We start from the raw sequence: 22,917 nt of genomic DNA on the forward strand, positions 1-22,917 counted from the left end.
TTACTTGGGAGTTAATGATAGACTTAGGACTGTTATTTCAAAAAAAAATTCAAAACTTGCATGATAATTTTGCAGTTGCAGTTTCTGGCGGAATAGACAGTATGGTACTGTTACACCTATCAGCTCAGTATTGCAATCAGAACATTCCTATAATATTAACAGTAAACCACAAACTGCGCCCTGAAGCAGAACAAGAAGCATTATTTGTATTTCAACATTCACAAAATTTAAACTTAAAATGCCATATACTGAATTGGCATGGCAAGTTACCAGTAAGCAATATACAATCTTTTGCTAGACAAATACGATACAGATTATTATTGCAATGGTGTCACAAAAACAGAATAAACTACTTAATGGTAGCACATCAGAAAAATGATCAAGCAGAAACTATTATGATCAGGCTAGAAAGAGGAAGTGGGTTAGATGGATTAGCTGGCATGCAAGAATGCACATATTTAAATAATATATGTATACTTAGGCCACTTTTAGATGTCAGTAGGATAGAATTGCTACAATATGCAAACAAAAACAATATTACCTGGATAAACGATACAAGTAATAACAATACAAAATACAAAAGAACCCTATACCGCAACATGTTAGAAATAACAGACAATTCTGAAACATTGATTGACAGACTTTATACCACGTCAGCACATATAAGACGATCTTTAAGTTGCATACTACATTACGTAAGACTAGCTATCGATGAATGCCTAGAATTTAGTGCCCTAGGACATATTATTATAAAATTAAACGTATTTTTAACTCTTCCAGAAGAAATATCATTAAGACTATTAACATATTCCATCATGTCTATTGGTAAACAAAAATATAAGCCAAGGTATACTAAACTTAACAGTATATTTTATAAAATACGAAACAATGAATCCAAAATATCTCAAACCTTATGTGGTTGCAAGATTATAAAAAATCAGAATGATACAATCTCCATTACTAGAGAAGTATCAGCTATAAAAGAACTTACCATTAACTCTTTTACAAATATAGTGATAGAATGGGACAATAGGTTTAAAATCAGTATTGTAAACTCTAGTCCTGACAATGTTACTGTGTCTAGCTTAAACCGCCATCATATTCCAAAAAATCTAAAAAAATTAGATAGAGAAGCAGTACGTTGTTTACCCACACTAAAATATAAAAATAAAATTGTTGCTTACCCTCTACAAAATAATAGTAATAATGACTATATTGATGAAAGAAAGTCATCTATCATAATAAAAGAGGTGTTAGTAAAACAACATTTCATTAATTTAACTTACAGTGAATTTATCAGCAAGGAGCCTTTGCTATGAGAAAAATAATTGAAGGATTAGCAATTTGGGTTATAGTAATTGTTCTAGTTGCTGCAGCATATGTTCAATTCAATGATAAGATTATTAACGGCAATACCATCAAGTTACCATTTTCAGAATTCTTAAACAAGATTGATAATAATGAAGTAGAAAGCGTTAATATAAGCGAGCGTAATATTACTGGGAAATTGAGAGACAGTTCAAAATTTCAAACAACTGGTGTAGTATACGACAGTCTAATAAAGACATTACACAGTAAACAAGTCACTTTTACTTTCTTACCTGAAGATACATTTCTTGGAATATTAAGCAATATATTAATATCCTGGTTCCCCATGTTACTACTTGTCATAATATGGTTTATATTTCTCAAACGAATGCAAATAGGAGGTAACCGCACTATAAACTTCAGTAAATCACGCGCCAAATTAATGACTGAAAATCGTAACAAAGTAACCTTTAATGATGTAGCAGGAATTGATGAAGCCAAAGAAGAATTAATTGAAATAGTAGATTTCTTAAAACACAGACAAAGATTTCAAAAATTAGGAGGTAAAATACCAAAAGGATGCCTATTAATAGGCTCACCAGGTACAGGCAAAACCTTACTAGCACGAGCAATTGCAGGTGAAGCAAATGTTCCATTTTTTAGTATATCTGGATCAGATTTTGTAGAAATGTTTGTAGGTGTAGGTGCAAGTCGTGTACGTGATATGTTTGAACAAGGTAAAAAAAATGCTCCATGTATCATATTTATTGATGAAATAGACGCTGTAGGAAGACATCGAGGAATTGGCTTAGGTGGAGGAAATGACGAACGCGAACAAACACTAAATCAATTACTTGTTGAAATGGACGGATTCGAATCTAATGAAGGAGTCATTATTATTGCTGCAACTAACCGTCCGGATGTACTAGATTCAGCACTTCTTAGACCAGGAAGATTTGATAGGCAAGTTACTATTGGTATACCTGATATTAACGGACGAGAAAAAATAATCAACGTACATATCAAAAAAGTACCAACAGCACCAGATGTAGATATTAGAACTATTGCACGTGGTACTCCAGGATTTTCTGGCGCCGACTTAGCAAATCTAATAAATGAAGCAGCATTAATAGCAGCAAGACTCAATAAAAAAATTGTCACAATGAGTGACTTTGAGTATGCAAGAGATAAAGTCATGATGGGAGCTGAAAGAAAATCATTAATGATGACAGAAGAAGAAAAAAGACTAACAGCCTACCATGAAGCAGGACATGCTATTATTGCATTTTTTACAGAAGCATCTGATCCTATACATAAAGCAACAATTATCCCAAGAGGAAGAAGTTTAGGATTAGTAATGAGGTTACCAGAATCAGATCGTGTATCTCATACCAGAGAAAAAATGATTGCAGATTTAACAGTAGCAATGGGCGGAAGAGCTTCTGAAGAACTAATTTTTGGATATCATAAAGTAACAAGTGGAGCATCATCAGACATAAAACAAGCAACAGATCTTGCAAAAGCTATGGTTATGAAATGGGGAATGAGCGATAAAGTTGGTCCTCTATATCATAGTGATGATAAAAGCGAAACTATTTCTAATAATTTAGCAAATTTGATAGATGAAGAAGTCAAATCCATAGTCACATCTGCACTTGAAAGAGCAAAAAGCCTATTGAATGAGCATTTGGAATCATTACATATAGTTGCTAAAAATTTATTAGAATTTGAGACTCTCACTGGAGAAGATATTAAAAACATAATAAATGGAAAAGAATTAACTAAAGATAATGTTGATGAATCTCAGATTTTAAAAAGATCATTTGCTTCAAAAGAACAGTAATGCTTTTCCTCCTACAGTAGATTTAGGTTGTTCACTTTTACAGTTCATCGTGAACATGTAAAATTATGACATGCTAATATAAGCCTAAAAGAATTTGAGACTCTCCTGGAGAAGATATTAAAAACATAATAAATGGAAAAGAATTAACTAAAGATAATGTTGATGAATCTCAGATTTTAAAAAGATCATTTGCTTCAAAAGAACAGTAATGCTTTTCCTCCTATAGTAGATTTAGGTTGTTCACTTTTACAGTTCATCGTGAACATGTAAAATTATGACATGCTAATATAAGCCTAAAAGAATTTGAGACTCTCCTGGAGAAGATATTAAAAACATAATAAATGGAAAAGAATTAACTAAAGATAATGTTGATGAATCTCAGATTTTAAAAAGATCATTTGCTTCAAAAGAACGGTAATGCTTTTCCTCCTACAGTAGATTTAGGTTGTTCACTTTTACAGTTCAGCGTGAACATGTAAAATTATGACATGCTAATATAAGCCTAAAAGAATTTGAGACTCTCACTGGAGAAGATATTAAAAACATAATAAATGGAAAAGAATTTAGCAAAATATTGATAATTTCAACCTCTATAAAACACCCAAAAGAATAATAACCTGTCTTTTTACTTGTTAGAGAGATCTTATTCACTTGCTATTGAACATCTAAAGAGCAACTATATAGTTAGAAAACTTACTAGAATTCTAAACTCTAATTGGAAAGGACATTCAAAACATAAAAAACTCAAAAGAACAGCAATTCACGCTTCCTTTTTATTAACAACCCACATTATAATGCACCACACTTGATATAAGAAGATATAAGTAGAAATTTACAAGCACGTTACTCAACACACCTATATGAAAATTGAAATGCTATTTTCTACATTAGGAATTTGGCATAACAAATGTAAACATCATTTAACAATGAATAAAAAAGTACAATACGTTAAAAAAGTGTAAAGCAAGTTTACAGAACAGTCTAAACAAAATCATACGTAAATTAAATACATGTTTCCTACTTAAACTCTGATACATAAAGCTAAAAATTAGCTAAACAAATATCACAAGGCGCAATATATTATAAAATTGCATAATATTAGAAAAAATTTAGATAACAATTTATTATTGTATTTACTTATCATCATATAACTAAAAACTTTAAATAGAATTCTTTACAATAAAAATACATTATCACCTTAATAGTAAAAAATATCGTATACTCACTAACCATCACAGTATAGAATTTTAAATCGACCTTCTTTATAAAAAATTTAATACAATGAATTTAGTACATAATTTAAACAACTTTTTCAATCCATTAGAATGAGTCATACTGGATTCAATTCATACTAGTTTTCAGGATTCATAATACCACTACCCATATTTCATATTCACAGAAAACATATTAAATTTTATTGATTCAATAATAAATCCATAGCAAATCAATATTCTTTACAATACAAAATATAAACTTTGCATATCTATCACAACATGTTACTCCACTGCTACTGATTTGGATTTCTTTCTTCTATAATTACATTTACAACATAAGTAGAAGGATAAAGAGGGCTACTTTTTTCTCTTATACTTAAATATAGACTTTGCAAAAATGCAGATCTTTGGCTGTGGGAAAGAAAGGAGGGGAACAACTTTGTTTTCATTATACAGTATGAATATATTAATTTTGGTATATTCGCACACTATATTACCTTTTCTATAAAAAGGCAATATTGTCTTGCAAATTAATTTTAAATTAAAGTAGAATTAACCAACTTATGTTCCATTAAATATCAAATTATTCATTAACGATACTGATATTTCAGTCTGCAATCCATAGAAATCCAACTTTTCCAAAATTCCTTCCAGATAAAAAGCAAAATTCTACATTGAAGACTTAGCCTGCATTTTAGCTAATCCTACAAAACAAAAACCCATAATTATCATGAAGAGAGACAATAACTGTCCCATAGTTAACTGATTAAAAAAAATGTAGCCAACTTGAATATCTGGCTCTCTAAGAAACTCAATAAAAAACCTTACCACTCCATACCATACACAATAAACAGCACTTAGCATTCCATTAGATGATCTGATATTTGTAAAAAAGAAAAGAGAATTCATCACTGCAAACAACAGAATTCCTTCAAAAAAAGCTTCATACAACTGACTTGGATGTCTATAAAGAGAATCACCACTTCTAGGAAAAATCATCCCAAATTTAATATCTGTTACCTTTCCGTATAACTCACCATTAATAAAATTTGCAATACGTCCAAAAAATATGCCAACAGGTACAGCACATGTACCCAAATCAAGGGCAGAAAGAACATTAATTTTATTTCTTTTACAAAAAATATACATGCCACTAATTATCCCTACTAAACCACCATGAAACGACATACCACCATTCCATAATTTAAACATTTCAATAGGAAAGTGCATATAGAAATCTAGATTATAAAATAATATATACCCTATTCTACCGCCAAGAATCATAGAAATGACCCACCATGACATTATTGAATCATAACTTTCTTTATCAAAAACCTTATACTTATCTATTTTTCTTATATACCAATAAGCAAAGACTATACCAAACATGTAGGATAGTGAATACCATTTTATTTCTAGTAATCCCAACCTAAAAGCCACTGGATCTATAATCATAAAATATATAAAACATTCTGTTCTAAACAGTATGAAACAATTGTTATACTTTATCAACTTTTACTACGTTGTATATAAAGAATCGAGACATTTACAATCCTATACTGCCTAAAATTTAGATATTGTATATAACAAATTTTTTCACTTAAAATTAGAAAATGTACATTATAACTCTGCTACATAATACTCTAATAACACACACATCATCATGTTTATACTTTTATAGCATTACTATTAATGGTAGTCAGATCTCTTTTAGAAGAAACATTTATACTAAGTTACGTAAACTTATACCATTTTCTTCATTGTGCTACATAATAACCACAAATAAGTTATTTAGAACTGAATATGTTACATTGTTATACTATCAACGTACATTCCCTGTTAAGAATATACACACTATAACTGTACACTACATAAGAATCCGTTTAATCGATTTAAAGAAACTTATAATAATATTATTATATTTTGATATATTTGTAATACAATTTATAAAGATATTCAATGATAACCTGCTGTCTTATTTATTTCTTAATAAATGTTGAGGATAATATCAACATTCAACTTTAAAGAGAAAAAGTCGTGATACCAAATATTATTATTAGTAATAGCAGCAGTATAACAATATTTTTCACGGAAAAGCATGAAATAGAAAATTTTACTAAAATATTTACTGTACTAGACAAAAACAAAGCTGCTAAAACCCTATTTAGTCATGAAGTTAACATAGAATATCAGGATAACTATGCAATATTGACATCGTCTACAAATTTTGAATTCAGTGATCTTAATAAGATAATAACACATATGTTGCAACATAGCTTCACAATTAGTCCAAATACCATAGCTCAATCTCTAGAACAAGGATGTAATATCTTAAAAACTGATAACTTAATGATTTGTAGATTTGATAATAAACCAATATACGGTGTTAATGTTAGTATCCGAAATAATACAATTATGTTACATCCAATATCTATAAGATATTTAAATCTATCTTCAGAAGACAATCAAAAATTAATAAACTTACTTAAAACACATACCAACACCAGCGACATCACTATAGATGATAAACAAAACACCATTCTAGTATCGATTAACACTGCAATATATGATATAATAGGGTCACTTGTCAGCATACTAATAAAAGCACAAATCATAGAAGAAAGCCATAAGGAAAAGACATTACAACAATTAACTAAACTCGCTTTCCATGATTTCACTTCTAATGAACTACAAATTGTAAAAAATATAGCTCAATACCCTACCGATCATCCTTTGAGTAAATATAAAAATATGGCTAAAAATGTAGAAAACATTTTTTCACACTTAGCAAGCAATGAACTGCTCGATCCATGTTCTGCTAAACTATTTCAAGACGCAATTAATAATACAGGTGAATTCTCTACAGCACCACACATTATTATGCGTAGCTTTAGCAAATTAAACAAAAACTTTCATGATCAAGTAAAAAGTATAATCAACCAAACAGAATAATCTTACATACTACACACATATTTTCTTCATATCGTTTTATAAATAATTTATTTGGAAAGATTTTACATTTTATTGGGTTTTAAAGATTCAAACTTTGAGAATCATTCTTCTCGTATAGATATTCACTTAGCAGGAAATATTAATACAGATAAATCTCGAAAGTTATTATTTTATAAAACATTTTATATTTTCTTAGCTTAAGGGGGTCAAATTTTGAGAACTACTTTGATCATTTTGTGAGCTTACAATATTAGTATGTAGTATATTAGATATATTACCAGACAACTCTTCATTTCGCTCACAACTGTCTTGATGCTCATTTTGTTGTAACCGCCAAATAATCCTGCTTTGTACGCATTAAAAAGGGCTAATTTAAAACTATCAATAATCTGATAATTATATCCTCTTCCTCGTATAGATAATTCACTTAGCAGAAAATATTAATATAGATGAATCTCGAAAGTTATTATTTTAATAAAACATTTTATATTTTCTTAGCTTAAGGGGTCAAACTTTGAGAACTACCTTGATCATTTTGCGAGCTTACAATACTAGTATGTAGTATATTAGATATATTACCAGATAACTCTTCATTTCGCTCACAACTGTTTTGATGCTCATTTTGTTGTAACCTGCCAAATAATCCTGCTTTGTACGCATTAAAAAGGGCTAATTTAAAACTATCAATAATTTGATAATCAGATCCTCCTTCAAGTTCAACAGATTTTATTTGGTCAATCTCACAAATTTGCTTTTTCATAGATAAATAAGCTGTAGTACTGATACCTCCCAGCTTTGATACTAAATCCCTATCTTGTTTGTAGTACCGATTACATACTAAAGCAATACATAACATAACCCCAGTAATAACAATCATTACACCAGATACTATAGGTTGATATTGAAATTCAACATTTCCTTGGTACAATAAAAATGCGCTTACCATCAACATAAACCCTGCAAATACCATACAAATAGCAGCACAAACTTTTGCTGTTGTAGTTTTAAGAGAAATTAAGTATAGTCCCTGCACAAATATCACAAAGTATGATAACATAGAAAAATATAAAGCTATTCTCCTAGCACTCGCAAGATAACAGGTTAACGCTACTGTTTTTGCAAAACATACAAATGCTAATACTGAAAATGTTGTAATCCTTAGCAGTAACTGCTTTTTCGAAAGTTCTTTATTATTGGCTATTAGAAGTAAATTATGTTTTTCACTTACCTTTTTTCCTAAATCAGTAAGTTCTTCACCCCCTTCCTCACATTCTAGAATAAATCCTCTTCTTTGCGCTTCTTTCACGATGTTTGATTGCATCATCTTTTGTCTTTTCTCATCAGTACCATTAACCATAACATCATAAACACTTTGTGACACATTTGCATAAATACGATATTGCCATGGCAATAAATTCATACTATATGCTCTTTCTCTAATATCTAAATTTCCAAGGTAAGATAATAAAATGAGAGGAGGAACAAAAGGAATACTAAGAGAAAATATGCTAAAAATACATCTCATCACTTTCTCTTGAGTTGTAAGTAAAGACCATCGCTCAGCATACAATATGGCATCATATATTTTTTGCTTTAATGGTTTATTGTTTGGATCATACGTAACGATCCTAATTGCATCCTCACACCCATTATCAAAACTACTACGAAAACTTTTTTGGCTTTCTAAAATAATGCTACGTATATCACATGGTTTAGGTATATCACTAGAAGAAATAATTAAAACACTATTATTACCATATATTTTATTCTTATCATAAACACAAAGATTATTATGAACCGATAGCTCATAATCTGCATATACTACTGGCACAAATCCCAATGCATTTATAAAATTCGAAACTTTTCTTACATCATTTTCATCATGAGAATGATGTACAAATATCCTACTGAGAAACTGTGTCCGTACACTATTACCTTCAAGATCAATTATAGAAGCCGCTGGAACTACATCACGTACTAATTCCCCTAAGCGTAAAACACCAAGACCTGGAATATAAAAGACAACATGTTTTAGATCACGCACAAGTTTATTATATACATCATAATTTTCATTACCTTGCATAAGCATCTAGAAAAAACTACCTACTATAAGGATATTATATAATTCCTGCAAATACATTAATTATTTAAGCACAAAAGTAAAAATCTTATCTACACCAAAAATAGATATACTTTCCGTTAAATATGTGAGTACTTATCGGAAATTTTCTTGCAAACTTACCTAATAACTTTTCAACAGAACATTGTATACACATGTCACAACAATCTTAAAAAACAATATTTAATCTTCCATTGAAATAATTACATATATTAGGGCTATAAACAAAAGTACTAGTCACGGGAGATAAAAGCAAATATTCTACTACAATAAGGACAAGTAATTTCTTGCCCCATACTAATTGTCAAATATATTTTTGGATGCTCAACATAATCAGCAGTATCTCCTTCACCACTACAACAAACTATTTTTACCATCTGTTCTTTATTATTATCATTCATAATATAACTTCTTACAATTTTACAAATCATATACTTAATGTTTTTAAATCAAATAATCTAATATATAAATCTATCAGCATCTTTGTTAAAGTAACAGCAGAAAACATAGAACATAAAATACCTATTGATAATGTAATAGCAAAGCCACTGATTGGACCACTACCTATTGCAAACATAATTGCAGCAACAATCAACGTAGTAACATTAGAATCAAATATTGTTGACATAGCATTTTTAAATCCAGATTCTACAGCCCATTTTAACTTATTTGTCGACTTCAACTCTTCTCTAATACGCTCAAAAATTAATACATTAGCATCAACAGACATTCCAACTGTCAAAGTAATTCCTGCAAGTCCAGATAATGTAAGTGTAGCTTGAAGTAATGTAAGTATCGCAACAATAAAAATAATATTAAAGACCAATCCAATTACAGCTAAAACACCAAACAGACGATAAGAAAATATAATAAAAATAGAAACTGCTACAATTGATATTACCATTGCCAATCTACCTTGCTTAATATACTCAGCACCTAGACTAGAACCTATTGTTTTTTCTTCTATTACCTTTAAAGGTACCGGTAAAGCTCCAGATTTCAATAATATAGATAATTCTTTTGCAGTTTCGACAGTGAAATTACCACTGATTTCGCCACTTCCACTTAAAATAGGTTCACGTATTACAGGAGCAGTAAGTACAACTCCATCTAATACTATAGCAAATGGTTTGTTAAAATTTTCTTTTGTAATTTTTGCAAATTTTTTGGCTGCTGTATTATTCAACTTAAAATGTACAACTACATTACCAAGATTATTTATACCAGATGACACATCTATTAAAGAATCACCACTAATCTCAATCTTTTTCAATATAGGATATGTATTTCCCCGATGATCCTTTAGTAAAACAGTAGTAGCAGAATTAATAGATGACAACTGGTTAACATTTTCTAGCAAGTGAAATGTCAGCTTTGCTGTCTTTCCTAACAACGTTTTAATTTGACTAGTATCATGCACCCCAGGAATTTGCAAAGATATTCTATCCTTACCATGACTATTGATAACAATTTCCTTCGTTCCAGATTTATCTAATCTACGCCTTATATTACTGATAGAATCAGATATAACATTTCTCAATAAACTTGCTTTATAACTATCATAAAAGGATATCATAACACGACCCTTCTGTTCAGAAATTCTAATGTTTTTATTATCAAACAATCTCATTTTATCAAAATCTTGACTATCTTTTAGCGTCAATACCAGCTTGTCCTGTTCTACATCTAGCCTATTATATTCTATTTTCTTATTCGATAAAAATTCAATTACTTCATCATGTAAGCTGTACATCCTTTCCTTTAAATATTCTTTAAAATCTGCTTCTAACAACAAGTAAACACCACCTTGTAAATCCAACCCTAGATTAACCTTTTGTTTTGATAGCAAAAATTTATTGTTGAAAAAATTCGGTAGCACTAAATATATAGCAAGAATACATAATAATACTACAAGAATAGGCTTAATTTGTAACTTAGAAAACATATCATCTACCAAACATATCGTGGCTATTATATTATATTATAATCACAAACAAAATATTTTATATTTCTAACACAAATTACTAATTCAATACAATACAACATTAAGACTACACTACCTCTATCATACCTAATGTTTTCATTTTTAAAAAATTTGTTCTTTATAATCCACTGAATAGATATACTGTATTTCAATACTGAAAATAACTAATAGGAATGAAGCACATACTATATTAACAATAACGATTAACAAGATAAAAAACATGAATATTATTAACTTCTAAGTTATCATCTCACTCAATTCCTAGATATGTAACTTATAAACTAAACTACTCTAAAACGATTAAAAACATAATTTGCTTTCATAATAATTGTAATCATAGGGATCAATTTTTACATTGTCACTACATGCTATACATGTATCATTCTTTTGGAATGCATATTTGGTAAATTCATTAGATCTTAAGTCTATTCTCTGTAATTTCCCTACCAAATTATCTGGAATCCCTAATAAATATTTTATAGCTTCTGCAGCTGCAATACTCCCTACTACTCCCACCGTAGCTCCAAGTATTCCAGCATTAGCACAATTTAAATGTGTACTCATATATTGACACTCAAAAAAGCATCTTAAACAAGGCTTACCATAAGGGAATATTGTTAACACCTGTCCAATAAAACCAATTGCCGCACTATGCACTAAAGGTTTACCTAAAAAAACAGCTGCATCACTAAGAAATAGTTTCGTAGCTAGACGGTCAGTACAATCTAGAATAATATCTATGCCCTTGAAGATCTCTTCAAAATTTTTAGGAGTAACAAAATTATCCAATATCTGAACATTAACATCAGAATTTAGTGATCTCACAAATTCTTGTGCTTTTATTACCTTACTTTGACCAACATCACTTTCCTTATAGATGACTTGCCTATTAAGATTGGACATTTGGACTTTATCATCATCACACAATATCATGCGACCAACACCACAAGCAGCAAGCAGAGGAATAATTACACTCCCTAAACCACCACATCCCACTACTAAAACATTACTTTGACTTAATCTATCTTGACCTGATTTTCCTATCTCTGAAATAAGAATTTGTTTCTTATAACGGTTAAACACTACTATTCCTGTAAATGCCTACTCCCTGGAATTGACACAGGTATCTGACGCAAATATTCTGGAACATCTTCATCCACATAACTTTTTATATTTAATTCAATCAGGCTAATTATAGGGAAAGGAAGTTTAACATCTCTACTACGCTTAACTAAAGCCGCCCCGGCAACAACAGTACCACCATTCTTCCTGACACAATTTACTACTTCCATGGAAGTTTTCCCAGTTGTAATTACATCTTCCATAACTAAAACTTTACTTCCTTTCTTGATTTCAAAACCCCGACGCAATGTAAAAAGTCCATTAACACGTTCACAAAACACACTATTAACACCCAACTGTCTAGCAATTTCATAGCCAACTGTAATAGCTCCAATCGCTGGAGAAACTATAAGATCTATATTCGGCAACACAGTACTAATTTTCTTTGCAAGTAGAGAACAAAATCTTATTGCAATAACTGGATTTTCAAATAACCTAGCACATTGAACATATGTATCACTATGTAAGCCAGAAGATAGCACAAAATGACCACTGATTATCACCCCAATTTTAGTAAATTCATCATATATAGAATCACTATTTAATAAATCCGCTTCCATAACCAAAACACCTTAAAAAACTGTTTCTTCTACCTCATGAAGATTATCACTAGCCTCTACATTAAAACAACTAACATCATTATTATTTGCTAGTATACTTCTTATTTTTTGCTCTATTTCATTTGCAGTATCACAATTAGCTTTCAGATAAGATTTTGCATTTTCTTTGCCCTGACCAAGACGTATACTATTATATGAGTAGTATGACCCAGCTTTTTCAACAATATTAAGCTTCACCCCCATATCTATAATTTCTCCTGCCTTTGAAATCCCTTCATTATACATGATATCAAAATCTACCTGTTTAAAAGGAGGAGCTACTTTATTTTTTACAACCTTAACCTTAGTTTGATTGCCAATAATTACGTCTTTATCCTTAATTGCACTCACTTTACGTATATCTAACCTTACAGAACTATAAAACTTTAAAGCATTTCCACCAGTAGTAGTTTCAGGATTTCCATAAACTACCCCTATTTTCATGCGTATTTGATTAATAAAAATAAGTACACAATTAGCTTTTGATACAATAGAAGTCAATTTCCTTAAGGCATGACTTAATAATCTAGCCTGCAGACCCATATGCTGATCACCCATATCACCTTCTATCTCTGCTCTAGGAGTCAATGCAGCTACAGAATCTATTACTATTACATCAATAGCACCAGAACAAACCAAATACTCAACTATATGTAACGCTTGTTCACCTGTATCTGGTTGAGAAACAATTAAATCACCAGTATTTACACCTAATTTGCGAGCATACATTATATCTAAAGCATGTTCAGCATCAATAAATGCGCAATTTCCACCCTTCTTTTGTGATTCAGCAATTACATGCAAAGCAAGTGTTGTTTTCCCAGAACTTTCAGGCCCAAAAATCTCAACAATTCTACCTTTAGGAAAACCACCAATGCCTAAAGCTGTATCAAGTGCAATTGACCCAGTAGAAATACTATCTATTTTTTCAATAGCACCCTGTTTCAACTTCATTATTGCACCACGACCAAAAGCCTTTTCTATTTGACTAATCGCATTATCTAATGCTTTTTGCCGTTCCGGATTTAAATTTTTGCTATCAGACATAATTAAAATGATAAATATTTATAATTTTAAGGAAAGCTAATCACTCTTAATACTAATTGTCAAGTTATAAATTACTACACTATTTAATTTTAAGTATATCAAATTTAAGCATTCACAAATAGTTTTTCTAACTTAAAAATTATTGAAATAGTCATCAATTTACCAATAACATATACCCACTGTTATAAACTCAAATCACAACTATTAAATATCTATAGGACTGTTAGCCACTTTTCACTTTAATTATTAAAACATCAATAAACAAAAGCTCTACTCACCATCACGGGGAGATATAACTATAACCTATTATATAAACAACTTAATTAAAACCGTATGGCTATTTTAGTAAATTTACCAGTAGTAAGAAATATAACATTATTCAAACATTAAATTCCGTAAGATTAAAACATTATGGACACAATAATTCCATAACTTACACTTAACTATATACTGTCAACCTTGCAATCAAGCATTCAAATTTAGTTATCCAAATCTATGAAATTCACTATATCACCTGAAGTATTTTTCCATAGATCAAAATTACCTGTAACATAAGGCTGAATATATATTGATTTACCTGTATATTCATAAATAAACTTCACTATATCATCAACATTAGCAACATTGTTATCCTTAAGAGTAAGCACAATTTTTACATCCATACCAGACAATACCTGAAGTGCTGTTAATGTATGGCTTATACTACCTAAGTAAGAACCTACAACTAAAATTACCTTAACTCTTAAATCTTTCATTATATCCAAGCAAGTTTTGTTATCTGTAATAGGGGACATAACTCCACCTACCCCTTCTATTAATAAATAATCATAAGATTGATTAATGTATTGATAACAGAATGCCATAATTTCATCATAATCTAATTTAGTGTTTTCTAATTTAGCAGCTATGTTAGGAGCATGCGGATAATATAATCTCCAAGGAGAAATTTTTGCTATATTATGACCATGACAATCCATATTCAAACTACATAGTATTTTACCTGTATCACTATCTAAAACATTTGCATTGTCCCACCCACTAACCACAGGTTTTATTGCATGCACTACCTTGCAGTTTTTACTTAAATGCCAGCATAGCGTTGTCATAATAAAAGTTTTTCCTATATCAGTACCGCAAGATGTAATAAAATAAGCTGACATTTGAACATCAACCAATATAATTTAATAATGTATATTAACCATATATAAACTCAATTCACAACGTTTAAAAATAAGGACAATTCGATTATGACAGATGCAAATAATAAAGGATTTTTCAGCAACATTAAGAAAGGCTTATTCAAAACTTCATCAAAGTTAAGTGATGGTATAAAAAAAATTTTTTCTAGTGGAAAAAAGATTGACCAAGAAACCTTAGAAGAATTAAAAGAGCTACTCATTACAGCAGATGTTGGATATGAAAATGCTTCACTACTTACACAAAAACTTGCAAGCATGAAATTCAATGAAATGGATGACAGTACAGTAAAGCAAAAATTAGCAGAATCAATAGAAAACATTTTATCACAAGTTGAAAAACCTTTATCTACAAATCATAAACCACATGTAATTATGGTATGTGGTACAAATGGTAATGGTAAAACCACAACCATAGGGAAATTAGCATATAAATTTAAGAATGAAGGCAAAAAAGTATTAGTTGCAGCATGTGATACATTCCGTGCAGCAGCCACCGAACAACTAGTAGTGTGGTCACAAAAAATAAATTTTCCAGTAGTCACAGGTAATCAAGGCGCAGATGCAGCAAGTATAGCATATCAAGCCATGAAACAGGCTTTAAATGACCAATTTGATGTTTTATTAATTGATACAGCTGGAAGATTACACAATCATAAAAATTTAATGGAAGAATTAGCAAAAATTAAAAGAATTATAAGTAAGCACAATAACAATGCACCTCATGATGTTATACTAATACTAGATGCAACCACTGGGCAAAATGCTGTCAATCAAGTTGATGCTTTTTCGCAATTCGTAAACATTAGCGGATTAATCGTAACTAAGTTAGATGGCACAGCAAAAGGTGGAGTAGTTCTAAGAATAGCACAGAAATACAAGCTGAACATTCATGCAATAGGAATAGGTGAACATGTGACACAACTTCAAGATTTTTCCGCTAAAGAATTTGCTGCAGGATTACTTAATATAGAAAACACACAATTACAAATATCTACTGAATGAAACACTTTAGCATAATAATAATTTATCACTTAATAATTGTTATTTATTACTGTAAGCCCCCAGATTTATTATTTATAGATACATTACTATTGTCTCTTTTGATATATGTAGAAATCTATGTATAACTACAAGCATTATTTATTTAAATCCCTACAATCCACCACTACTTATTAATCTTATAGGCATCCAAATGATTTGTTATACTATACTTCTTTTGATCTATGGAAAAATCTATACCTAGTACTCTCCATCCAAATACTTACAATTTACCCACTGCTGATTAATCTTACACAGCAGAAATCCCGATTGACTTGCAACATAAGTCCACTACACTTAGTATTTACGTCAAAAAGTCAACACAACCTATTGCAACATTCTTTACTAACACACTTTAATGTAACAATTACAGTACCTAACTAGTCATTGTTAGTTATTATCACATAGTGAAAAATCCAGCTTGATTATCATATAAATATAATTTTTCCATTTTTACTACGTCTATCTTCTTCTGGTCGATGTTAAACAGTAATTGATTAACATGTTCATTCATGATCGTATCACCTTGATTCTTCACATAAAACCTACAACATATTTGGTCTATATAAGAAAGATTTGCATTCGCAGATTCATCAGGCCAAACTTCCAATCCTTTACTATGAACCAGTACAAGTTCTAGTTTATCATGTGTAATACCTTGAAGAGTATGAATTAATTGCTTAGAATTTAAGTCTACATTATCACAACCAATAGTTATATCCACTCCAACAAGGGTTTTAGCAACGTAAGACGGCTCATACGTATAAAATATACCGGTTCTACTTGCATTATCTTGAAATACTGACTTTGGTAATTGGGATGGAATTTGCCCAAAATTTTCAATAATAGCCTTAGCAAAATCCATTGTAGAAACTTTTTCCCTACTAACTTGACTTTGGTAAATATCTGCCGTATGAATACCATCTTCTAAGGTCTTGAGAAATGCATTATAAATCAATTCTGCCTTATCGAACTTTTTTAAATATATCAACATCTGTATAGCTGCATTCAATAATCCAGAAGGATTTGCTATATTCTTTCCAGCTATATCTGGAGCTGACCCATGAACAGCTTCAAACATTGCATAACTATCTCCTATATTAGCACTACCTGCAAGACCTATAGATCCTGACAACTCAGCAACTATATCAGATACAATATCACCATAAAGATTAGTAGTCACTATAACATCAAAATGTTCAGGGTTAGTAGCCACCTTAGCCATGCCAATATCAACAATATAATGATCTGAATCAATATCAGGATAATTTTTTGCAATTTTTGAAAAAGACTTATGAAAAATTCCATCTGTCATTTTCATAATATTATCCTTTATCAAACAAGTAACCCTTTTTCTATTATTAACGGTAGCATAGTGAAACGCATAATTGCATATCCTCTCTGAACCTGATCTCGTGATAATCTTTGAACATTGATATGTATCACTAGTCAACCTATGTTCTATACCAGTATATGTATCCTCTTCGTTCTCTCGAATTATCACTACATTAAGATTAGGATATTTTGTTTTTACTAGAGGATGATAGGAAATACATGGCCTAACATTTGCATATAATCCTAACTTCTTTCTCAATGTTACGTTAAGACTTTTATGACCTTGACCTTGCGGAGTCATAGTAGGAGATTTAAGCAATATTTTTGTTCTATAAATAGAATCCCACGATGAAGGTGCAATACCAGAAGACCATTCTTTTTTATACAAATTATGTCCTACTTCTATAGTCTCTATAACCAAACCTGATTCTGCTTCACTCAAAATTAACAGTACAGCTTCCATGATTTCTGGACCAATACCGTCTCCGTAAGCAACCGTTATTGGAATTGACATTATATTCCTTCCATATTTAATAACAATATAGTTATTTTCTAAACCGAAAAAAACCTAATTATATAGATAATGTAACACTAAAAACAACAAAAATATATCAAATATGCTTATAATGAATATAAGACGTTAAGTAATCTTCCAATATTATTATCAGTTAAACTTAAGACTCCTATCAAGGTAATAATTCATATCAATATACACTAAGTTAATGACCATTTATAAGACTATATCATTTATTTTGCGGTACTAATAGTTTATAGATCCTTCAATATTATAAATACAAGTATAAAAAGCAGTGTTATAATATATATTTTTAGTTACGCGGTATGCTAGATTGCAATTTAGAAAACTCAGAATATATTGGTGTAACAGGTGCACTATGGAAACCATACAATGTAAACCTTCGCGATGTTTTAACAATAACGCAAAAATTTCATTTATCTGAAATTGTCGCAAGAATATTATCAGCAAGAAAAGTAAGTATTGAAGAAATTGATGACTTCTTATACCCCACATTAAGGTCATCATTACCTGATCCTTTCCATCTTTTAGACATGGACAAAGCAGTACAAAGAATTTGCAACGCAATATACAAAAAAGAAAAAATAGTTATTTTTGGAGATTATGATGTTGATGGAGCAACATCATCTGCATTAATAAAGCAATACCTAACACAAATAGGTGTATCCACAACAATATATATTCCAGATCGCATATGTGAAGGATATGGACCAAATACTCAAGCTCTACTCAAATTGCAAGAAATTGGCAATAGTTTATGCATAACTGTAGATTGTGGAACTATAGCACATGAACCAATATCTGCAGCAAAATTAGTAAATCTTGATGTGATAGTTATTGATCACCATATGGGTCTGAATACTTTACCAGATGCAATTGCAGTTATTAATCCTAATCGCTTAGATGAAAATTCTCCATATACATACTTAGCAGGAGTTGGTGTATCATTCTTAATGCTCGTAGCACTAAATAAAACTTTAAAAGAAAAAGGATTCTTTACACACAATCATGAGCCAAACCTAATAAACTATCTAGATTTAGTAGCATTGGGAACCGTGTGTGATGTTATGCCTATCATAGGATTAAACAGAGCTTTTGTAAAACAAGGCTTAAAAATCATGGCAACAAGACAAAATATAGGTCTCAAAATTCTATCCGATATTATTGGATTAGAAGAAAAACCAAATATTTATCAACTAGGATTCAACATAGGACCACATATTAACGCTGGAGGAAGGGTTGGAAACGCAAGCCTAGGTGCAAGATTATTATCAACCAATAGTGAAGAAGAAGCCCTAGAAATTTCAGAAAAATTACAAAATTTCAACCTAGAAAGGAAAGAACTAGAACATAAAAGTTTTAACGAAGCAGTAGAACAAGCAGAAGCTCTTATATCCAGAAATACAAATTTAATTATGGTTGCAGGAAACTGGCACCCAGGAATAATAGGTATAGTAGCAGGACGACTCAAAGATAAATTTTTTCTACCAAGCATAGTAATTTCATTAGACAATGGCATTGGTAAAGCAAGTGCAAGATCGATACCAGATGTAGACTTAGGTGCAGCCATTTTATCAGCAAAATTAGAAGGAATAATAACCGAAGGAGGAGGACATGCTATGGCTGCTGGGTTCTCAGTGCAGGAGGATAAAATTAAAACGTTATATGAATTTCTTTCGCAGAAATTTCACAATATCAACAAACAAAAGGTATTCAAAGTAGATGGCATTATTACTGTTACAGCAATTAATCTACTTTTATGGAAGAAACTACAGTTTTTAGAACCATTTGGTATAGGTAATCCTGAACCAAGATTCATTCTGACAAACATTAAAATAAAAAATCCAGAAGTTATAGGAGATAGTCACATAAGATGCTTAATTTATGACAATAAAACCTTTATAAAGGGAATTTGTTTCAGATGTATAGATACAGAATTAGGCCTAGCTTTATTAGAACGCACTGCAATTATGTTACTAGGAAAAATTAGTGTTAACTATTGGAGAGGTAATGAGAACATACAGTTTATAATAGAAGATGCAATTATAAAAAGTTATGTATAAATGATCACAAATTAATTTATCCAATAACCCAAAATGAGTTCAACATAGAAGTATTAAACATAAATATTGTTGAAACAAATTTAGTAAAAAACACACTATATTAACTAATTAGCCAATGATTTTTGCTTATAAGATATAAACAGTATAGAGAAGGTGGCATCAAGTAACACTTCCTATCCACCACCATATTTTGCTAATATATACTGAATAGTACATTTTGAACATAATAAAATTCTTAAAAAACCAATTATTATAATCTACAGATATAAATAGTATATAAGCATCAAGCAACAGTTCCTATTTACCACAATATACAACTGAGTAGGACATTCTGAACACAATACATATCAGTGAACAATTCCACACATAATAAAATTTTTAAAAAACTAATTATGCAATATACAGATATAAACAGTATAGAGACACCAAGTAACAGTTCCTATTCACCACAATATCTTGTTAATTCTATGCATAGCACATCTTGAACACAATATACATCAAAAACAGTATAAGGAACATCAAGTAAACTGCTTTCTATCCACAAATAGATCTTAAATCTAGTATGTATTTTCAGTATATTATTAAACATAAATACATCTTAGTGGAACACACCTCACATTACAAAATCTTTACATCAATTCTTACAATCCATTAAATAATCCAAAATGCCAAACAAGTAGTTTCATAACTAGCAAGTATATCTACCTATAAAATTACACCCAGCTGTTATTGTAAAAAATATTCCTACTTTCAATTCCTCAATAAACGAAAATATATACACATATTTATGTTTTTATATACATTATAATCATATACTAAATGGGAATAGTATTAAATTATGTCACAAGATCTTACATATTACTATGTATACGTTAATCGTAATACAAATGGTCAAAAAAATTAATAAGATCTAAAAAAACAATGCAATACTATCAGTATTTGTTTAACATTTTATTGTTTTAATAATCTAACATTACAAATGTACGATAATTTTATAAATCACGATGATATTCTATTAATTATAAACGCAATAAAAAAATTTCAAGGAGATATTAGGCTAGTAGGTGGATGTGTAAGGGATAATCTCCTAAAAAGACAAATTATAGATATTGACTTCGCAACTACTTTATTACCTACTCAAATAATAAATTCTCTAGTTGCAGCACATATTAAAGCTATACCAACAGGTATTAAACATGGTACAATAACAGCTATAGTAAATAATACAGCATATGAAATCACTACATTAAGATCTGATATCAGTTGTGATGGAAGACATGCTGAAGTAAAATTTACAAATAATTGGCAACAAGATGCCTCAAGAAGAGATTTTACCTTTAATGCACTATATTGTGATGAAAAAGGAATAATATATGACTATTTTTCTGGTCTGCAAGATCTAGAGAGAAAACAGTTAAATTTCATTGGAGATCCAGAAATTAGAATACAAGAAGACTATCTACGTATACTTCGGGCATTCAGATTCTATGCTTCTATATGTAGTCACAATAAATTGAGTGATGAAATAGTTTATGCTTGTACACAATATTCATCTTGCCTCAATAAGCTATCTAGAGAACGCATACGTGACGAATTTTTTAAACTTTTATCATGCCCAAACTTATCTAATACATTAAAGATTATGCAAAAATGTCATGTATTAGAAAAAATCATTCCTTTTGAAGTTACACCAGATATAATGTCATCTGATATACTATCAGATGCAGACCCACTAACAAAATTAGCAGCCTTATTAAGAACAAACAACAATTATTCATTTGATACAATTAAAACGTCTTTATGCTTATCAAATCATAATCACAAAATACTTGTATCATTATTAAATAATAACTTAGAATTTCCACTTTCAATTATTGAACAACAGAAGTATATAAATAAGCTTGGAAAAAAAATATATTGTGAGCTAATTAGAATAAGGCACGCAGAACTAAACCTAAATTATCATGACCTAGTACAATATATTGAGTACGCAGATCAGTTAACTATTCCCGAATTTCCCATCTCTGGCAAAGATTTATTCAATATAGGATATCAAGCAGGGAAAAATCTTGGTACTACTTTAAAGAAAATCAAGGATTTTTGGGAAAATAGCTCATACCAGTTAACAAAATCCCAATTATTAGATTACGCAAAAGAATTACTAAAAAAATAAAGAATTAGATTGCAAATTTTATTATTATTTCCAAAGAATAAAATCTAGTGACACTTTAAGTGTATGGCACTATATTCTTATATAAATACAGAAACCACTTATAAACAGTTATAACAAAGTACAATATTTATACAGTTACTTTAAAACATAAGCAAGGTAACACTCACACCATTCTTATTTTTATCAAAAATTTTCAACTTTATCTGAATTTATTATATATAAAGCTTAACTACCACAACTATAGATACAAAATTGCGTTAACAATATGTTTTACTTATAGACATAGCAACTGCATTACTTATTTCTTAAAGCAATAATTTACAATTCCTTAAGAAGATCATTTTTAAAATATTCAACTTAAGATCACATTCCCTTTATATAGAAAC

17 protein-coding genes are annotated in these 22,917 nt (G+C 30.0%); 6 read left to right on the top strand and 11 right to left on the bottom strand.

Features of this window, described 5'->3' with window-relative positions:
* Positions 1 to 14 precede the first annotated feature (14 nt).
* Positions 15 to 1,319 carry a tRNA lysidine(34) synthetase TilS gene (gene tilS / locus MR76_RS04250; protein ID WP_052327686.1) on the top strand — a complete coding sequence of 435 codons (1,305 nt, stop codon included), beginning with the start codon at positions 15 to 17 and terminating at the stop codon, positions 1,317 to 1,319.
* Complete coding sequence (gene ftsH / locus MR76_RS04255; protein WP_024072468.1) at positions 1,316 to 3,151, top strand: ATP-dependent zinc metalloprotease FtsH; 1,836 nt, start codon at positions 1,316 to 1,318, stop codon at positions 3,149 to 3,151. The genes tilS and ftsH overlap by 4 nt, the downstream gene beginning before the upstream one ends.
* A 462-nt stretch (positions 3,152 to 3,613) precedes the next feature.
* Here ftsH and MR76_RS04860 read toward each other — a convergent pair whose 3' ends face one another.
* Together MR76_RS04860 and lgt are read right to left on the bottom strand one after the other, a co-directional pair.
* Positions 3,614 to 3,802, bottom strand: a complete 189-nt coding sequence (locus MR76_RS04860; protein WP_144445941.1) for a hypothetical protein — start codon at positions 3,800 to 3,802, stop codon at positions 3,614 to 3,616.
* A gap of 1,232 nt (positions 3,803 to 5,034) precedes the next feature.
* Positions 5,035 to 5,820 (bottom strand): prolipoprotein diacylglyceryl transferase, encoded by a 786-nt coding sequence (lgt, locus tag MR76_RS04260; RefSeq protein ID WP_024072469.1) that lies wholly within the window; start codon positions 5,818 to 5,820, stop codon positions 5,035 to 5,037.
* A 582-nt stretch (positions 5,821 to 6,402) separates the two neighbouring features.
* On the opposite strand from lgt, the gene MR76_RS04265 reads away from it, so the two are divergent.
* Positions 6,403 to 7,317, top strand: coding sequence for a hypothetical protein (locus tag MR76_RS04265; protein WP_024072470.1), 915 nt, complete (start codon positions 6,403 to 6,405; stop codon positions 7,315 to 7,317).
* Between the two features lie 499 nt (positions 7,318 to 7,816).
* Here the strand turns inward: MR76_RS04265 and MR76_RS04270 are convergent, their stop codons facing one another.
* The 7 genes from MR76_RS04270 to bioD all read right to left on the bottom strand — a co-directional run bounded on the left by MR76_RS04270 (position 7,817) and on the right by bioD (position 15,348).
* A complete protein-coding gene (locus MR76_RS04270; protein WP_235111276.1) occupies positions 7,817 to 9,406 on the bottom strand; it encodes a nucleotide-binding protein in 1,590 nt (529 codons plus the stop codon).
* 263 nt (positions 9,407 to 9,669) lie between these two features.
* Positions 9,670 to 9,837: a zinc-finger domain-containing protein gene (locus MR76_RS04740; RefSeq protein ID WP_024072472.1), complete on the bottom strand. Its 168-nt coding sequence runs from the start codon at positions 9,835 to 9,837 to the stop codon at positions 9,670 to 9,672.
* A 26-nt stretch (positions 9,838 to 9,863) separates the two neighbouring features.
* A complete protein-coding gene (gene secD / locus MR76_RS04275) occupies positions 9,864 to 11,381 on the bottom strand; it encodes a protein translocase subunit SecD (RefSeq protein WP_024072473.1) in 1,518 nt (505 codons plus the stop codon).
* Positions 11,382 to 11,720: 339 nt separating this feature from the next.
* A complete protein-coding gene (locus MR76_RS04280; RefSeq protein ID WP_024072474.1) occupies positions 11,721 to 12,503 on the bottom strand; it encodes a HesA/MoeB/ThiF family protein in 783 nt (260 codons plus the stop codon).
* A 2-nt stretch (positions 12,504 to 12,505) separates the two neighbouring features.
* Entirely contained in the window at positions 12,506 to 13,102 is a 597-nt protein-coding gene (pyrE, locus tag MR76_RS04285; protein ID WP_024072475.1) for an orotate phosphoribosyltransferase, read from the bottom strand.
* Positions 13,103 to 13,114: 12 nt separating this feature from the next.
* On the bottom strand, positions 13,115 to 14,188 hold the full coding sequence (gene recA / locus MR76_RS04290) for a recombinase RecA (protein ID WP_024072476.1): 1,074 nt from the start codon (positions 14,186 to 14,188) through the stop codon (positions 13,115 to 13,117).
* A 479-nt stretch (positions 14,189 to 14,667) separates the two neighbouring features.
* On the bottom strand, positions 14,668 to 15,348 hold the full coding sequence (bioD, locus tag MR76_RS04295) for a dethiobiotin synthase (protein ID WP_024072477.1): 681 nt from the start codon (positions 15,346 to 15,348) through the stop codon (positions 14,668 to 14,670).
* Between the two features lie 87 nt (positions 15,349 to 15,435).
* Between bioD and ftsY the strand changes: the two genes are divergently transcribed.
* The gene (gene ftsY / locus MR76_RS04300) at positions 15,436 to 16,389 is read left to right on the top strand and encodes a signal recognition particle-docking protein FtsY (RefSeq protein ID WP_024072478.1); all 954 of its coding nucleotides are present in this window, start codon (positions 15,436 to 15,438) and stop codon (positions 16,387 to 16,389) included.
* Positions 16,390 to 16,825: 436 nt separating this feature from the next.
* Here ftsY and icd read toward each other — a convergent pair whose 3' ends face one another.
* Complete coding sequence (gene icd / locus MR76_RS04305) at positions 16,826 to 18,274, bottom strand: isocitrate dehydrogenase (protein ID WP_024072479.1); 1,449 nt, start codon at positions 18,272 to 18,274, stop codon at positions 16,826 to 16,828.
* Between the two features lie 326 nt (positions 18,275 to 18,600).
* Here icd and recJ point away from each other — a divergent pair, with 326 nt between their 5' ends.
* Entirely contained in the window at positions 18,601 to 20,358 is a 1,758-nt protein-coding gene (gene recJ, locus MR76_RS04310) for a single-stranded-DNA-specific exonuclease RecJ (RefSeq protein WP_024072480.1), read from the top strand.
* Positions 20,359 to 20,797: 439 nt separating this feature from the next.
* Here the strand turns inward: recJ and MR76_RS04900 are convergent, their stop codons facing one another.
* Positions 20,798 to 20,947 (bottom strand): hypothetical protein, encoded by a 150-nt coding sequence (locus tag MR76_RS04900; protein ID WP_024072481.1) that lies wholly within the window; start codon positions 20,945 to 20,947, stop codon positions 20,798 to 20,800.
* A 390-nt stretch (positions 20,948 to 21,337) separates the two neighbouring features.
* Here MR76_RS04900 and MR76_RS04315 point away from each other — a divergent pair, with 390 nt between their 5' ends.
* Positions 21,338 to 22,531 carry a CCA tRNA nucleotidyltransferase gene (locus tag MR76_RS04315; protein ID WP_024072482.1) on the top strand — a complete coding sequence of 398 codons (1,194 nt, stop codon included), beginning with the start codon at positions 21,338 to 21,340 and terminating at the stop codon, positions 22,529 to 22,531.
* Positions 22,532 to 22,917 lie beyond the last annotated feature (386 nt).

The sequence above is a fragment of the Ehrlichia muris AS145 genome (assembly GCF_000508225.1).
Classification (GTDB): Bacteria; Pseudomonadota; Alphaproteobacteria; order Rickettsiales; family Anaplasmataceae; genus Ehrlichia; species Ehrlichia muris.

Bases quoted from the DNA above. Each gene is read 5' to 3' on its own strand.
- tilS (WP_052327686.1), top strand. From the start codon at position 15: ATGATAGACTTAGGACTGTTATTTCAAAAAAAAATTCAAAACTTGCAT.
- ftsH (WP_024072468.1), top strand. From the start codon at position 1,316: ATGAGAAAAATAATTGAAGGATTAGCAATTTGGGTTATAGTAATTGTT.
- lgt (WP_024072469.1), bottom strand. From the start codon at position 5,820: ATGATTATAGATCCAGTGGCTTTTAGGTTGGGATTACTAGAAATAAAA.
- MR76_RS04270 (WP_235111276.1), bottom strand. From the start codon at position 9,406: ATGCTTATGCAAGGTAATGAAAATTATGATGTATATAATAAACTTGTG.
- MR76_RS04740 (WP_024072472.1), bottom strand. From the start codon at position 9,837: ATGAATGATAATAATAAAGAACAGATGGTAAAAATAGTTTGTTGTAGT.
- secD (WP_024072473.1), bottom strand. From the start codon at position 11,381: ATGTTTTCTAAGTTACAAATTAAGCCTATTCTTGTAGTATTATTATGT.
- pyrE (WP_024072475.1), bottom strand. From the start codon at position 13,102: ATGGAAGCGGATTTATTAAATAGTGATTCTATATATGATGAATTTACT.
- recA (WP_024072476.1), bottom strand. From the start codon at position 14,188: ATGTCTGATAGCAAAAATTTAAATCCGGAACGGCAAAAAGCATTAGAT.
- bioD (WP_024072477.1), bottom strand. From the start codon at position 15,348: ATGTCAGCTTATTTTATTACATCTTGCGGTACTGATATAGGAAAAACT.
- ftsY (WP_024072478.1), top strand. From the start codon at position 15,436: ATGACAGATGCAAATAATAAAGGATTTTTCAGCAACATTAAGAAAGGC.
- icd (WP_024072479.1), bottom strand. From the start codon at position 18,274: ATGTCAATTCCAATAACGGTTGCTTACGGAGACGGTATTGGTCCAGAA.
- recJ (WP_024072480.1), top strand. From the start codon at position 18,601: ATGCTAGATTGCAATTTAGAAAACTCAGAATATATTGGTGTAACAGGT.
- MR76_RS04900 (WP_024072481.1), bottom strand. From the start codon at position 20,947: ATGTTTAATAATATACTGAAAATACATACTAGATTTAAGATCTATTTG.
- MR76_RS04315 (WP_024072482.1), top strand. From the start codon at position 21,338: ATGTACGATAATTTTATAAATCACGATGATATTCTATTAATTATAAAC.